Annotated in this window: 13 protein-coding genes; 9 read left to right on the top strand and 4 right to left on the bottom strand. The window is 61.3% G+C overall.

Annotated features, from left to right (window positions below; all coding sequences use genetic code 11):
* Nucleotides 1-96 precede the first annotated feature (96 nt).
* A complete protein-coding gene (locus PB2503_RS00540; protein ID WP_013299263.1) occupies nucleotides 97-939 on the bottom strand; it encodes a ferritin-like domain-containing protein in 843 nt (280 codons plus the stop codon).
* Complete coding sequence (locus PB2503_RS00535) at nucleotides 929-1,393, bottom strand: peroxiredoxin (RefSeq protein WP_041534840.1); 465 nt, start codon at nucleotides 1,391-1,393, stop codon at nucleotides 929-931. The genes PB2503_RS00540 and PB2503_RS00535 overlap by 11 nt, the downstream gene beginning before the upstream one ends.
* Before the next feature lie 183 nt (nucleotides 1,394-1,576).
* Between PB2503_RS00535 and PB2503_RS00530 the strand changes: the two genes are divergently transcribed.
* From PB2503_RS00530 to rodA, 7 genes are all read left to right on the top strand, one after another.
* Entirely contained in the window at nucleotides 1,577-4,843 is a 3,267-nt protein-coding gene (locus tag PB2503_RS00530; RefSeq protein WP_013299261.1) for a YhdP family protein, read from the top strand.
* A 26-nt stretch (nucleotides 4,844-4,869) separates the two neighbouring features.
* Entirely contained in the window at nucleotides 4,870-5,700 is an 831-nt protein-coding gene (locus PB2503_RS13610; RefSeq protein WP_148235140.1) for a TVP38/TMEM64 family protein, read from the top strand.
* Nucleotides 5,701-5,825: 125 nt separating this feature from the next.
* Nucleotides 5,826-6,863 (top strand): rod shape-determining protein, encoded by a 1,038-nt coding sequence (locus tag PB2503_RS00520; RefSeq protein WP_013299259.1) that lies wholly within the window; start codon nucleotides 5,826-5,828, stop codon nucleotides 6,861-6,863.
* A gap of 88 nt (nucleotides 6,864-6,951) precedes the next feature.
* Nucleotides 6,952-7,857, top strand: coding sequence for a rod shape-determining protein MreC (gene mreC, locus PB2503_RS00515; RefSeq protein WP_013299258.1), 906 nt, complete (start codon nucleotides 6,952-6,954; stop codon nucleotides 7,855-7,857).
* Complete coding sequence (mreD, locus tag PB2503_RS00510; protein WP_148235139.1) at nucleotides 7,847-8,368, top strand: rod shape-determining protein MreD; 522 nt, start codon at nucleotides 7,847-7,849, stop codon at nucleotides 8,366-8,368. Before mreC ends, mreD begins: the two co-directional genes overlap by 11 nt.
* Nucleotides 8,365-10,338: a penicillin-binding protein 2 gene (mrdA, locus tag PB2503_RS00505; protein WP_013299256.1), complete on the top strand. Its 1,974-nt coding sequence runs from the start codon at nucleotides 8,365-8,367 to the stop codon at nucleotides 10,336-10,338. Before mreD ends, mrdA begins: the two co-directional genes overlap by 4 nt.
* Nucleotides 10,335-11,522: a rod shape-determining protein RodA gene (gene rodA / locus PB2503_RS00500; protein ID WP_202944388.1), complete on the top strand. Its 1,188-nt coding sequence runs from the start codon at nucleotides 10,335-10,337 to the stop codon at nucleotides 11,520-11,522. The genes mrdA and rodA overlap by 4 nt, the downstream gene beginning before the upstream one ends.
* A 10-nt stretch (nucleotides 11,523-11,532) precedes the next feature.
* Here the strand turns inward: rodA and PB2503_RS00495 are convergent, their stop codons facing one another.
* Nucleotides 11,533-11,895 carry an Hpt domain-containing protein gene (locus PB2503_RS00495; RefSeq protein WP_013299254.1) on the bottom strand — a complete coding sequence of 121 codons (363 nt, stop codon included), beginning with the start codon at nucleotides 11,893-11,895 and terminating at the stop codon, nucleotides 11,533-11,535.
* A gap of 130 nt (nucleotides 11,896-12,025) precedes the next feature.
* On the opposite strand from PB2503_RS00495, the gene PB2503_RS00490 reads away from it, so the two are divergent.
* Nucleotides 12,026-13,534 carry a sodium-dependent transporter gene (locus PB2503_RS00490; RefSeq protein WP_013299253.1) on the top strand — a complete coding sequence of 503 codons (1,509 nt, stop codon included), beginning with the start codon at nucleotides 12,026-12,028 and terminating at the stop codon, nucleotides 13,532-13,534.
* 31 nt (nucleotides 13,535-13,565) lie between these two features.
* On the opposite strand, the gene pip is transcribed toward PB2503_RS00490, so the two are convergent.
* Complete coding sequence (gene pip, locus PB2503_RS00485) at nucleotides 13,566-14,537, bottom strand: prolyl aminopeptidase (RefSeq protein WP_041534839.1); 972 nt, start codon at nucleotides 14,535-14,537, stop codon at nucleotides 13,566-13,568.
* Between the two features lie 99 nt (nucleotides 14,538-14,636).
* On the opposite strand from pip, the gene PB2503_RS00480 reads away from it, so the two are divergent.
* A complete protein-coding gene (locus PB2503_RS00480; RefSeq protein WP_013299251.1) occupies nucleotides 14,637-15,296 on the top strand; it encodes a hypothetical protein in 660 nt (219 codons plus the stop codon).
* Nucleotides 15,297-15,479 lie beyond the last annotated feature (183 nt).

Here is a 15,479-nt window from a genome sequence, read left to right as displayed (position 1 = left end):
ACACACACAATGGGCGGCTGGCGCAAGACTTCCAAGGCAGTCGTACCGGAATTTCATTAAACGGTGTTGAAACTTTTGGTCACGTTTCTCCGCGGTTTAGGATGAAGTGGTAAATGACTTCTGCAACTCGGGCGCGTCATACCACGTCACCGGGAATCCCGACCGCCGCCGCCCCTCTTGATTGAAGGGCTTTTTGAGGCCGGGGCCGTAATATGCCGCCACCAAATCACGGAAGGCGGTCGCGGGCGCGAGGCCCCGATGCGCACAAACCCGCTCGAACCATCGCACCCCTGCGGCAACATGCCCGATCTCGTCCTCATAGATCTCCTCAAGGACCCGCGCACTTTCCGTATCGCCTGCCCGGCGCAGGCGATTGATCATCGCCGGGGTCACATCGAGGCCACGCGCCTCCAGGACCAAGGGGGCCACCGCTAAACGGGCAGCGACGTCATCCCGTGTCCTGAGGGCGGCATCGAACAGGCCGGAATGGGCGGGGAGATCGCCGTAGCTGACGCCGTATGCGACCAATCTTTCCGTAAGGAGACGGAAATGCCGGGCCTCGTCCATCATGACCGCCGTCCAGTCATCGAGGAATGCCTGCCTGTCTGCGGCGGGCAAAGTTGGCGTGAAGCGCCCGGCCATATCGGCGGCCAGGTCGATGGCATTGATCTCAATATGGGCGATGGCATGCAAGAGCGCGGCGCGCCCCCGGTCGGAGCCGCTCCCCCTTTTGGGCATGTCAGCGGGATCCAATAGAGGTGGACGGGCTCGACGGGCCGGCAATGGCCATGGGTCGAGGTCGGCAGGGTCGCTGTCCCGACCCTCGGCCTGGCCGTCAATATCCGTTGTCTCGACCCCAGCAAGGGCCCGTTCGACCTTAAGGAGCGGGTCCGAGGTCAGTAGTACGGCGGCAAGACGCCGCCGCCTTTCATCCTGCATGATCGGTGAGCGCTTTGAGCACCTTGTCGACATGCCCCGGGACACGGACCTTACGCCATATTTCTCGGACCACGCCCTCGGGGTCGATCAGAAAGGTGGCGCGCTCAATGCCCATATAGGTCTTGCCATACATGCTCTTCTCGACCCACACGCCATAGAGGTCGATTATGTCCCCGCCTTCATCGGAGGCGAGGGGCACGGTCAGGTCGTGCTTTTCCCGAAATTTTTGATGCTTTGCGACAGAATCTTTGGAGACGCCCAAGACCTCAGCCCCGGCCTCGCGAAAGGCATCCAATTGCTCGGAGAAGCCGATCGCTTCCTTGGTGCAGCCTGACGTGTCATCTTTTGGATAAAAATAAAGAACCAGCCACTTCCCTTTGAAATCGCTTAGAGAAACATTACCATTCTCCGATGGTAATTCAAACGATGGTGCGGCGTTTCCGATCTCGACCATGATAATCCTCCACTTTCTGGGGGGTGAGGGCATCACCATCCCGGTTGCCCGCGGGTGTTTAGCGACAACCATCGCATTTGTAATGCGGCGCAGGGCTTGGGCGGTGGTGATCCTCCAGCCTAGAAGTGAGAAAATAACAACAATGCTGTACCGAGGCGGACCGGAGAGGATAACGACATCGGAATGGGCCAGCGCCTCACTCATCATTTCTGTCGGCTCGGTCGTAGTCTTGCTCTGATCTTTGGCGGCGTCGTCGGACTTGTCATTCTCACGGCGAAGACCCTCTCAGGGGACGGGGTGTCCCTCGCGCCCTTTGAGGGGCCGATCAGAGGCGCCCTCAGCGCCGCCATGCCGGAGTCCGATTTGGCCTTCGAAGCTCTGCGCCTGATACATGACGAAGATGCCGTCACCTTATTGAGCCTGAAGGCCGAACGGCTTGATTTTACCACCGGGACGGGCACCCGTCTGAGTGTTCCGAACGCGACCATAGCGCTTGATGTTCGGGCCCTGATCGGGGGGCAGGTGGCGATCAGCGATCTCATCGTCGATGGGGGGCAGGTATCCCTCGGCGGTGAGCGGGCGGGCCCCTCCCTCAACCTTGTGGAAGCCCTTGGCCGCGTGATGACCCTGTGGGATCGGCTTGGCGGACACTTTGATCGGGCGTTGTTTCGCGATTTCCGGGTTGATTATGGGACGGCCGAGGCGGGCCTTGCGGGGACCCTGTCGGGGGATCTGCGCCTCTCGGTCGATGGGCGATCGCCGGCGCTGAGCATGGATATCCCCTTTGAGGGGGGCGGCGCGGCCCGTCTACGGGCGGATCTGTTGGGGCCTGACGGTTACGGCTCGGTGCGGCTGGAGCTCGATCGGGTCGTTGCCAATGAGGCGATCGAGCAATTGATCGGCCGAGATCTGCCGGTTGCCGTGTCGGGCACCCTCAATGGCGAGATCGACGCCTCGCTTCCCCGCCCAGGGCAGCCGGCGACGACACACATCGACCTCCGCCTTCATGACGGGACCCTCACGGCGCAGGATCGGCAATTCCCCTTTGACGAGATCGGTCTTGTGGGGGTCGCCACCCCCGGCGAGCGACGGATGGAAATCTTGGATCTTCGTGTTGTCAGTCCCTTGGGGCAGGGCCGGTTTGCCGGCAGCCTCACCCCGCTGGAGGGGGGCGCGGCTCACCGTTTCGCCCTGAGCGCGCCGAAGGTGGATATCACCGCCGATGCCTATTTGGAGGGGCCCCTCGCGCTTGAGGCGGTGCGCCTCATGGGCACCTATGATTGGACCGATCGGCTGTTGTCCGTGACCACCCTTAAGGCGGGGGTTTTAGGATCTGTCCTGACCGGCAATGTCGAGGTTTCCCTCCCCCAAGACGCGCCGCTCCGGGTGGCGGCCGAGGCGGGGATCCCCGGCCCCCTCTCCCCGCAGGATATCTTAAGGGCCTGGCCCCTCCCGGCCGCCGATGGCGTTCGACGCTGGGCGCAGGCCAACATATTGGCCGGCACGGTGACCGATATTGCCATGACCGCCGCCTATCCGCCCACACCCGATCAGGCCGTTGTCGATCTCTCCTTCAGGACGGACGATACGACGGTACGGCATGTCCCAACGATGAGCCCGATCACCGATCTCTCCGGTCGCTTTCGGATTCACGATAACCGACTTCTCTTCGAGGCGTTTTCGGGGCGGTTGGGGGCCGCGCGGGTGACCGGCGGCAGTGTCGACATCCCGCAACTGATCCCGAGGGAGGCGCCCGCGACCTTTGCCGTGCAGATCGAGGGGTCCTTGAGAGATGTCCTCAGCGAAGTCGATAAGGCGCCGCAACGGTTCCTCACCACGGCCGGCTATGTGCCGCGCAATTTCGGCGGACAGACGCGGTTCGATCTCGAAATTGTCCGCCCCATGAAGGTCTTTGTCCCTATCGAAGATTATCGATTCTCCGGCAGCGGGGTGTTCAGCGATCTTTCCTATCCTGACATTTTCGCGGGCGTCCGCGTGAGCGGCGGGGAGGGCACCGTCACGCTGGCCCCCGAGGGATTGACCATCGCGGGGGATGTCGAGACCGACGGCATGCCGACGCAATTTCGCTGGCATCGCGGGTTTGCCGCGGGCAGCCTCAGAACCCTTGACGCCTCAATGCGTCTGTCGGCCAGCGCGGGGGAGAGCTTCGGGCTGGCTTTGCGTCGCTTTGTCCGCGGCGAGGTGATCACAAGAATTGAAGGATACGGTCAACATACGGCTTTCGATCATTTGACGATCGGGGCCGATCTCAAGCGCGCCACGCTCCTATGGCCGGACGGGACAATCTTCAAAGCGGCGGGCGAGGGGGGGACGATCGACCTGTCCGTCGCCCGCGGACCGGAGGACGCGGGGTCACGGGCGCTGTCGATCGAGGATTTCAGCCTCAAAACCCCCGGCGCGATCGCCGAAGGACAATTGCGCATGGGGCCGACCGGGGGGCTGGACGATCTCAAACTCACCCGGCTGTGGATTGCAGGGGCGGCGGATTTAGCGCTGCGGGCCGAGCGGATCGAAGATGGCCTGGTGATCGAAGCGGAGGGCCGGTATGTCGACGCGACCCCGTTGATTGGGCGGCGCCTGTCCGGCCGCCCTCGGCGAACGATTGGCCTGCCCGGAAAAGTCAGCCTCGATCTCAATGTTGATAAAGTCGATCTGAAGGCCGGGACCGCTCTCCATGATCTTACCGTATCGGGGCTGTTCGATGGTGAGCGGGTCGAGCGCCTTATCGCCGATGGTCGCCTTGGAGAGGGGACGTTCGCCAGTCGACTGGCCCCCGCCGGTGAGGGGCAGGACGCAAAATTGATGGTTGAGACCTCCGATTTCGGCCAATTGCTCCGGGGGCTCTTCGGGATCGAATCGGTCTGGGGGGCGGCGGCCGCTTTTGAGGCCACCCTCCCCGCCGAGGGCGGCCTTTATGGCGAGTTCCGCACGGGGGATCTCATCCTGCGCCGGGCGCCCACGGTGGCACGGCTATTGTCGATCGCCTCCCTCGATGGGCTCGAAAATATCCTCAACGGAGAGGGGATCGCCTTTGACGGATTGGTGGGACAGCTCAGCCTCGCCGAAGGGATGCTTTCCCTCTCCGAAACGCGCATGACCGGCTCCTCCCTTGGCCTTACGGCCGGCGGTCAGGTCGATTTCCGCGAGGAGGAGGTCGCGCTCTTCGGGTCGGTTGTCCCGGCCTATCCCGTCAACAGTCTTGCGGGGAAAATTCCAGGGATCGGAGACCTCTTCATTTCGCGGGAGGGGGAGGGGATGTTCGCCATTGCCTACAGGGTGACGGGGGAATTCGATGAGGTGCGTATCGATGTGAATTCGGCGGCGGCCCTGACACCGGGGATTTTGCGGCGCCTATTTGAACCGTTCGGCGGGGCGAATTCCCGGGAGCCTGATCCGGCGCTCTCGACCTCGCGCCAGGAGACGGAGTAGGACGCATCGCGCGGGCGGGTCTGTCCGTGCAGAGCTTCCGCTGGTATCGGCCCGTCTTGGAAGAGCCGGTGGGCGGCTTTGTGTTGAGTGTTGTTTTCTTCCCCGGGGGCCCAATGGTCACGCTGTTCCAGAAACTTGCGCATTTCTTCAATAATATGGATGCGCGGGCCCTTAGCTCCCTCTTGGTCACCTTGCTGCTGATCGCGATCATTGCCGTTTTGATCGTATTCGGCGCCGACTGGCTGGGGATTGATCAGTCTAGCCTCAACCAGATCATGAATAGGGTCGCGGCGAGTCCGTTTGCCCTCATAGGGGTCATCGCGGTTTTTAGCGCGCTCGCCCTGGTGGGATTTCCGCAGACCCTTCTGATCGCGGGAACCGTGGCCGTGTTCGGGCCGGTGACGGGGGCCCTCAACAGCTGGATCGCCACCATGTGCTCAGCCACGCTGACCTTCGTTCTGGGATTGGTGTTCGGCGGACGGTTCGTCAGAAAATTGAGTGCCGGGCGGGCGGCAACGATGATCGAGGTCGTGCGCCAGCATGGATTATTGGCCAGTATGTTCATCAGGGTCACCCCCTCCGCCCCCTTTATCGTGATCAATGCGATCTGCGGGGCGGCGCATATTGCGATCTGGAAGTTTTGGCTGGGGACGGGAATAGGGATTGCCCCGAAGATCCTCTTCCTCTCGGTCTTCACCGAGCAGGTCGACGAATTATTGGGGTTCTTTCAAAGCCGAGATCCGAGGGACTTATTGACCATCGGCCTGTTATTGCTGGCGTGGCTGGGCTTTTTATTGGTTGTTCGCGTTATTTTCCGGCGCTTGCGGCAGTCGACATTGCAAGGGCTGGACGGCTAGGGGCAATTGCAGGCTGAACGGTTAACCCGTCTTGAGGCGATGTATGCGAAGACCCGGCGCGGTGGACGCAAGGGTACTGCGCCCAGGACGGTCCGCATGCTGGCTGTGAAGGATCGCAAAACTCGATGCTCTCTTCATTCTTTGGATTATTGTCCGCCGACATGGCGATCGATCTGGGGACCGCGAATACCCTCGTTTACGTAAAGGGGCGGGGCGTGGTCCTCAACGAACCCTCGGTCGTGGCCATTGAACACCGAAACGGCCGTAAGATTGTCCGCGCGGTGGGGAACGAGGCCAAGGAAATGCTGGGGCGCACCCCCGGCGCGATCGAGGCGATCCGTCCGATGCGGGACGGCGTGATCGCCGATTTCGAGGTCGCCGAGGCGATGATCAGCCATTTCATCCGTAAGGTGCACAATCGGCGGGCCTTTGCCAGTCCACGGATCGTGATTTGCGTGCCGTCGGGCGCCACGGCGGTTGAACGGCGGGCCATCATGGAATCGGCCCTGTCCGCAGGGGCGCGCCGGGTCGATCTTATCGAGGAACCGATGGCCGCGGCCTATGGGGCGAATTTGCCGGTCTCCGAAGCGACCGGCTCAATGGTCGTGGATATTGGCGGGGGCACCACAGAGGTCGCGGTTCTGTCCCTCGACGGCATTGTCTATTCTCGCTCGGTTCGGGTCGGCGGCGATACGATGGACGAGGCGATCGTCAGCTATGTCCGGCGAGAATATAATCTCCTGATCGGCGAAGCCTCCGCCGAGCGAATCAAAGTCGAGATCGGCTCGGCGCGGGCGGATAAAGAAAGCGACGGAAAGTCCATTCAGATCAAGGGCCGGGATCTGATGCATGGGGTGCCGAAAGAGGTGCGGGTCACCGCCTCGCAGGTGGCCGACGCGCTGAAGGAGCCGGTCGGGCAGATCCTTGAAGCCGTCAAAGTTGCGCTTGAGGCGACTCCGCCGGAACTGGCGGCGGATATCGTCGATACCGGGATTATGCTAACCGGCGGGGGAGCTCTTTTGAAAAATCTCGATGCGGTCCTGCGGGAGGAAACCGGCTTGCCGGTATCGATCGCCGAAGATCCGCTCTCTTGCGTTGCTCTCGGCACCGGTAAGGTCCTTGAGGAAAATAAGCGGCAATCGATATTCGCCTCGGCCGGCTAATCCCTGCCGTCTTGAAACGAGGGCCGGAAGCCGCCTAATCATCGGAAATGTCGTGGTGTGACATTCCCTTCGCCGCAAAGGCCTTGTCATGACCGTATACACCGAATTGCGCCGAGAAGGGGCGGGCGTCAGAGGGCGCCCCAAGAGATACGGGATTGTCTTCCTTCTGGCGTTGTCCGCGACGATGACCCTATCGAGTTTTTTTGGCGCGCAGGCGAGTGTGTTCGAGCGCGCGCGGGAGACGGTGCTCGATATCGCCGAGCCGGTCGTCAGTATTTTCGGGGCGCCGAGCCGCTGGCTCTCCTCTCGGATCGGGAATATCGAAGATTATTTTCGGATCTATGCGGAGAATAAGCGCCTCCGCGAGGAAAACGCCGAATTGCGGGTATGGATGGAGGAATCGCGAACCCTTAGGCGGCAATTGGCGTATTATGAGAGCTTGCTCGATACCAAGCTGCCAACGCCTGCGACCTTCGTCGATGCCAGCGTCATCGGTGAGAGCCAGGGGCCGTTTGATCGATCGCTGATCTTGAGCGCGGGGCGCAATGACGGGGTCAAGCTGGGGCTGGCCGTCGTCGACGATGGCGGCATGGTGGGGCATGTGGTGTCCGCGGGCCGGTCCGCCGCGCGGGTCCTCTTGCTCACAGATCAGCAAAGTCGACTGCCGGTGTTCATCGAAGAAGTCGAGGTTCAGGCAATCCTTGCCGGACGTTCCGCAGGGGATCCGGTCCTTGATGTCTTTGCCGACGCTGATATTGAGCGCGTGCCCCCCGGCAGCCGAGTCGTGACCTCCGGCGCGGATGGAATGCTGCCCCGCGGCTTGCCGGTGGGCGTCGTTACCGCAGGACGCGACGGCAAGGGGCGGCCTCGGGTCGAGCTGTTCGGCAATTTTACGACCCCGGATTTGGTGCGGGTGGTCGATTACGCCTTCCCCAGCGATGTCGAGCTTGAGGAAATCCTCTCTGGCCGTCCGCCGGAGGCCGATGATGGGTGACGAGCGCGGTCTTCTCAGTCGGCTCCTCACGGCTGCGGCCCCCGGGCTGATATTATTTTCGGCCGTTCTGTTGATGATTACGCCTCTCAAGGTCTTCGGACATAGTGTCCCGCTGCCTCTGGCGCCGTTCATCGTGATTTTCCTGTACGCCGCCTATGCACCGAATGCGCTGCCCGCCCCGATCACCTTTGCCGCCGGTCTGTTGCAGGATCTCTTGTTCGCCAGTCCCTTGGGCCTTTGGGCGACCGTGTTTCTATCTCTTCATTATGCGGTGCTCGCCCAGCATGATTATCTGAAAGGGCGTCTCCATCGCGTCATTGCGGTCTTATTCGCGATGCTCGTCGCGGCGGTGGGGGCGATCCTCTGGGGGCTGAGCTCCCTCGTCTTTGCGGAGGTTTTGCCTGTGCGGCCTCTGGCGGTTCAGCTCCTGGTGACGATCCTAATGTACCCCGCTTGCGCCTACGTCTTTTTGACAGTCCGCCGTTCCGAGAGAGGACCAAGTCCCGCGTGAAAGTTGAACCGTTCGATACCCAGCGGCAGATGACCTTTACCCGCAGAGCCACCCTGGTCACCGGGGGAGTGACGGCGCTTTTCGGAGGCATCGTCTATCGTCTGTGGGATCTGCAGGTGAAAAGATACGATGAATTCGCAGCGAAGGCGGACAATAATCGGTTCAAGCAGCGAATTGTGGTGCCGGGTCGCGGTGATATCGTCGATCGCTATGGCAAGGTGTTGGCCACCAACCGGCAGAACTTCCGAATTCTGCTGATCCCTGAGGAAGCGGAGAATGAACGGACGGCGCTGGTCAATCTTGCGGCGCTTATTCCGCTGTCGGATGAGGAAATCAAAGCGGCGCTGCGTGAGGTCGAGCGGACGCGCAATCAGCCCTTCGTGCCGATTACTGTTCGCGACGATGTGACCTGGGAACAATATGCCGCCGTCAATTATCATTCTTCTCGCCTGAAGGGGATTTCGTCGGAGGTTGGGGAAAGCCGCTATTACCCCGATGGGGAGGTGGTTGCGCCTTTCCTCGGACATGTCGGGGCCGCGACGGCCCAGGACCTCGCCGGGGTCTCAGAACGGACAGAGCGCCTTCTCTACCTCCAGCCGGGATTTCGCCTTGGAAAGAACGGGCTTGAGCGGAGTTATGACGAGGTGCTGCGGGGAGAGGCGGGGTCGCAAACGATTGAGGTGACCGCTGCTGGGCGCGTTCTTGCCGAGGAGGATGAGCGTGGACGGCCGCAAGTCCCTGGAAAAGTTCTTGCCCTGACGATTGACGATGAGATCCAGGCCAAGGCGATGGAGATCATGTCGGCGGACTATGAGGAATATCCTGAAGGGACCGAGCGGCCTAGCGCCGCCAGCGGTGCCGCGGTTGTCCTCGATATTGTCACGGGAGATATTCTGGCCCTCGCCTCGACGCCTGCTTTCGACCCCAATCTTTTCGCCACCGATGTCGATCCTGCCACTTTGCGGGAATTATCGACCTCCCCCCAAAATCCGCTCATCTCAAAGCCGGTCTCTGGGGTCTATCCCCCCGGGTCGACCTTCAAGGCGATTACCGCGATTGCGGCCCTCGAAGCGGGGATCTCTCCCACAACCCGGTTCCGGTGTCCTGGCTATTACTATTACGGGGGGCAGCGCTTTCGTTGTTGGAAGCGTGAAGGGCACGGCTCGGTCGACCTGGTCGGGTCGCTCCAGCACTCCTGCGATGTCTATTACTATAATATGGGCGCTCGCCTTGGGATCGATCAGATTGCCGATGTCGCCCAGCGGTTTGGTCTGGGGCAGACATTCGATATCGGCTTGCAGAATGAAAAGAGCGGAATCGTTCCCAGTACGGAATGGAAGAGAACCCGCTATCGGACAAATCCGGCGAACCAGACATGGTTCCCCGGCGAAACCCTTTCGGTGGCCATCGGTCAGGGGGCGACCACTGCAACTCCGCTTCAACTCGCGGTGATGAGTGCACGGATCGCCTCAGGCAAACGGGTCATGCCGCGGATCGTCCGTGGGGTCGCGACCGACTCCGTTCCCGTTCAAGATTTCGAGGATATCGGGGTGGAAGCTTCGCATCTCGCCGCGGTACGCGATGGTCTTGATGCGGTGGTGAACCGGTGGGGGACGGCGGCGCGATCGCGACTGCTGCCCGACTACCGTATGGCGGGCAAAACCGGGACCAGCCAAGTCCGAAGCCTACGGATCAATCCGCAAACCGGGCAGCCATTCTCAAACTACCAATTGCCGTGGAACGAGCGTGACCACGCGCTCTTCATTGCCTTTGCCCCGGTTGAAAGCCCGCGTTACGCCATCAGCGTTGTGGTCGAACATGGCGGCTCGGGGTCCCGGTCAGCCGCACCGCGGGCGCGCGACCTTATGCGAGCGGTGCTGGATAAGGATCCTGGTAATCCGTCCAAGCATGACCTCTATGAGCCCGGTGCGGTCATCCAGCGCCGTATGGCTGGACTGAGAGAGACATGATGGGCGTCTTTCAATCCATGCCAAGCCTTGGTCGCCGCTCCCTTGTTGAGCTGGGCCCGCGTATCGCCCGGTTGCACTGGCCGCTGATCCTGGTGCTGACCGGGCTGGCCGGGGCGGGGGTTCTCACGCTTTATTCCGTGTCTCTTGGCGACATGGATGAATATGCCAAGACCCATTTGATCCGCTATTTTATTGGGGCTGGTGGGCTGTTCATTGTCGCGATGATCCCGTTGCGGGTGTGGCTCTCCCTTGCCTATCCCCTCTATGCCGCCGGGATCGTTCTCTTGCTGATGGTGCCGGTTTTCGGCGAAGTGGTGAATGGCTCGCAGCGATGGATCGCCATTGGCGGGTTTCGCCTACAGCCCTCGGAGATGATGAAGATCGCCCTCGTCATGGCCCTGGCCCGGTACTATCACGGGCTCGAATTCGAGCGCGTCTCCACGATCAGCGGTCTTCTCGCGCCCTTGGGGATGATTGCTGTCCCCGTGGGGCTTGTCTTTATTCAACCTGACCTCGGCACGGCGTTGCTGATCGGGTTTTCCGGGGTCGCGATGATTCTCCTCGCCGGGCTGAGCTGGCGATACATTTTGGTGGGCGTTTTCGCGGCATTCTTCGGTATTGCGGGGGGGATCCAGACCGGTCTCGTCAAGGCGTATCAGTGGGAGCGGGTGACCGCTTTTCTTGATCCTACCTACGATCCTTTGGGCGCCAATTTCCACGCCAACCAATCGAAGATCGCCATCGGGTCGGGCGGTGTCGAGGGCAAGGGGATGCTTGAGGGGACGCAGAGTCAGCTTGGGTTCCTGCCCGAAAAGCACACGGATTTTATCTTTACGATTTTCGGAGAGGAATTCGGTCTGCGGGGGGCGCTTCTCCTGTTGGGGGCGTATTTGGCCGTTTTCCTCCTGACCGTGCATGTCGCCCGATCGGCGCGCAGTCATTTCGGCCGCCTGATGAGCCTTGGTATCGGGGTGACCCTTGTCCTTTATGTCCTGGTGAATACAGGCATGGTCATGGGGCTCGCCCCCGTGGTGGGGGTGCCCCTACCGCTTGTGTCCTATGGGGGCACGGTCATGCTGGCGATGATGGGCGGCTTTGGTCTTGTTCTTTCGACCTGGATTGACCGCGATCAAGATACCTTGCGGACCCGGGGCTGGAAGACCGACCGTCTCATCCATCCCTAATCCGGCGGCGTCACCCGTAGCGGATCAGCAAATTGTCCATGGCGAGACGGGTTGCATTGATGTCCTTGGCGAATTCGATGAACGCTTTTTGCGCCACATCAAGCTCGCCCTCGCGCGCTGCCAATTCGATGGCCTTGGCCCGGGCGGCCATCGCCGCGGCGCCGACATTTGCCGACGATCCCTTAAGGGCATGGCCGAGTTTAATGGCGTTTTCCGCATCGGCATCGTGCAAAGCTGTCGACAGCTCCGTGGATAATTCTTCTGTCGACGACCAAAAGGCGTCCAGAATGGCTTGGACGGCTTCTGTCCCGGCCACTTCGGCCAGGCCACCAAGCTGGTCCTCGTCGATGACCGCGTGCTGTTCCGTCGTCATAGATTGACATTCTCCGTCGGCTTCGCCGTCTATCCGCGATTGATGACCTCGCGAGTATTGCTAAGCGGCGTAAAAGAACGGCTAATTCTCTCGAGACGAGCGTTGGCGCTGAGTAAAGGAATTCGATCGAATGGCAGTAGCTGGGACCGGACAGAGTAACGAGAATTGGTCAGGACGGGCCGCTTTCATCCTTGCGGCGGTGGGCTCGGCGGTCGGACTTGGGAATCTCGTGCGCTTTCCCTATGTCGCAGGGGATTCCGGCGGGGGCGCCTTTATCTTCGTCTATCTGGCCACGATCCTGTTTATCGGGGTGCCCGTTCTTATTGCTGAGTTCATGATCGGTCGGCGCGGCGGCGGCTCTGCCATTGCGGCGGTCAGCCGTCTGGCCAGGACCGAGGGACGCACTCGGGCATGGGTGATTTTCCCAATCCTCGGTATCCTGGCGAGCTTTTTGATCGTCAGCTATTATTCCGTCCTGGCCGGCTGGATTTTGCACTTCATCCAGGTGTTCGCCGTCGATATTGGCGGTCGGTTCGTCGCGGAGGGCCCTGTCGCGCTGACCGCCCCCGCTTTCGAAGGGCAGAGCGATGAGGAGATCGGCGGGATCCTTCCAAAGCTTCTCAGCCAGCCGGGCCGGATGATCGTTCTGCACGCGCTGTTCATGGCGGCGACCGTGTTCATTCTCTCCCGTGGGGTGAAAAGCGGGATCGAGGCGGCGGCCAATGTCATGATGCCGATCTTTTTCGTGCTACTGCTTGGCCTGACGACGTTCAGTCTCGTGACGGGGGAGGCGATGCAGGCTCTTACTTTCCTTTTCACCCCCGATTTTAGCCAACTGACCGGCTCGACCCTGTTGAGGGCGGTGGGGCAAGCCTTTTTCTCTCTCAGCCTCGGCGCCGCGATGATGTTGACCTACGGGACCTATCTCAGCCGTGAGACGGACATTAAGAGCTCCTCGCAGATCGTTGCCACAGCCGATACGGCGGTGGCACTGATTGCCGGGCTCGCCTTATTTCCGATCGTTTTTGCTTCTCCGGTGCTCAGTGCCGATGTGATGGGGGACAACGATCCCGGCCTTGGCCTCCTATTCGTCACGGTGCCGCGCGCGTTCCACCTCATGCCTTTCGGCAGCCTGTTCGGCCTGGCGTTCTTTGTCATGGCGCTGTTTGCCGCCCTGACCTCGGCCATCGCGCTGCTCGAAACCTCGGTGTCATGGGCCGATGGAGATTACGATGTCCCGCCTGCTCAAAAGGCACGTCGGCGGGTTATCGGGGCGATCTGTCTTGGGGGGCTCGCCTTTCTGATCGGGATCGGTCACGCGCTGAGCCAGGTGCCCCAGACCGTAGCGGCGACCTTTTTCAATGATTGGTCTCCCCTCGATGCGATCCCGCTCTTTCAGGGCATGAACTTCCTTGATGCGATCGATGCCCTCGCCACGACAGTTCTTCAGCCCTTTGTCGGCATGATTACGGCGCTCTTCGCGGGGTGGGCGATTTCCACCTCCGCCGCAAAGGAAGAATTGCGCTTCGATAATGACAGCACTTTTGCGCTGTGGCAGACATTGGTGCGGTGGGTGGCGCCGATCGCCGTGGGCCTCGTTCTGTTGTATGGGGCGATTATCGTCCCGCTGCTCGATTGAGGCCTTGTGCCCCCACGGGCGGTGAGGGCCCCTAGGCGTCGAGATCGGCAAACCGGTCTGTGGCGCGGATCAGGCGATCGACAATCCCCGGCTCGCTGGCGGCATGACCCGCCTCTGGAGCGATGTCGAGCTCACTGCCCGGCCATCGGCGATGCAGCTCCCACGCGGTGCGCATGGGCGTGACGACGTCGTATCGGCCTTGCACAATGACGCCGGGCAGCTCAGCGAGCCGAGGCGCTTGGTCGAGGATCCAGTCGTCCTGCGCGAAAAATCCCCCATTGACGAAATAGTGGCATTCAATCCGGGCGAAGGCGAGGGCGAAGGTCTCCGCCGAGAAGCCCGCCATCCGCTCAGGCGAGGGGCGAAGCGATACCGTTGAGCCCTCCCAGACCGACCACGCTTTGGCAGCCGTGATCTGGGTGGCGCGATCCGATCCGGTCAGACGTCGGTAATAAGCGGCCATCATATCACCGCGTTCCTCCTCAGGGATCGGGGCGAGAAAGGCTTGCCAGCCTTCGGGAAAGAGCCAATTGGCGCCCTCCTGATAGAACCAAAGGAGTTCGGCGCGCCGCAGCGTGAAGATCCCCCGGAGCACCAGCTCCCTCACACGGTCGGGGTGGGTAAGGGCATAGGCCAGGGCCAGCGTCGACCCCCAGGATCCGCCAAAGACCTGCCATCGATCAATGCCTAAATGGGCGCGCAAGGCCTCCATATCCGAGACGAGGTCCCAGGTTGTATTGTCCCGCAATTCCGCATGGGGCGTCGAGCGCCCGCATCCTCGCTGGTCGAACAACACAATTCGGTACCGATGGGGGTCGAAAAATCGCCGCATTGAGGGGGTAGAGCCCCCGCCCGGCCCGCCATGGCAAACCACGACGGGGCGCCCGGCGGGATGACCACTCACCTCGTAATAGATTTCGTGGAGGGCGGAGACGCGGAGACGGCCGCGTTCAATGGGATCATGGGGTGGATAGAGTTTGCGTTGCACCATCTGAGCAGTCATACTCTCCCTAAGGGTCAGAAATCAGTAACTTCTCAGGTTCACGCCTGAGTAATGATGTGGCAGTTGAGGATTATTGGGCTTGTGAGGCGTAGTAGGCATATGCGTGAGGGGAAAGGAAGATCGCTCGGCCGACTTCTCATCACTCTGTCTCCCGTCTTTGCCCTCTCTGCCTGTGCTTCGGTCAAGGTCGCCGTGCCCGGCTATGAGACCAATAAGACGGCCCTTTCGCGCGCCGCGTCGGAGCATTTGGCGCTCAAGGCCGCGACCGAAGAACTGGCCGATCATCCGTGGCAAGATGTATCCGGTAGCGGGTTTGTGTCCTTTGTTTTCGGAACCGACGCAGAGATTGGACGACAAGCCGCGATCGACGCCTATGTCGACGCCATTCAGATCTCCCATGAGGATCCTGTTGAGGCCGTCGTGATGGACGCTGACAAATCGTTGTCGGATGCTCGCCGGGTGGTGGAGGTCAGTCGCCAGACCGCCGACGCGATCCTGCCCCTGCCGGCGGATATTGCGGCGGTGGAGCGGGCGATCGGCGACGCCCGGCTTTGTCGTCGGCTTTATGTGTCCTCGCTCGAAGTGCTTGAGCGGGAGGGGGCGGATGTGTCACCGGCGCTGATTCGCGACCTGCGCGATGCCTATAGCCAGACCATCAGCGACCTTTCTCAGATGGCGGATCTGGTCGCCCTTCGCGTGGCGGAGACCGGCGATCGGACTGTTTACGCCCAGCCCGGAACGACAAGCGGTCAGCGCTGACGCTGTCGAGGGCTTTCCCCATATAGCCTGACGCCCTCGCGAGCCTCGCAAGGGAGAAGAAGGGCCCTGCGCGGTGGGCGCGGTCGTGCACGCTTTCGTGATCTGACCCCCCAAGACTTCTCTTGAGCATTTGCTGGCGAAGGGGGCACCGGTTCGGGTGACGACAATGCGATCAACCTAAAG

Source organism: Parvularcula bermudensis HTCC2503 (assembly GCF_000152825.2).
GTDB lineage: Bacteria > Pseudomonadota > Alphaproteobacteria > Caulobacterales > Parvularculaceae > Parvularcula > Parvularcula bermudensis.
This window is presented reverse-complemented; position numbering and strand designations above follow the sequence as displayed.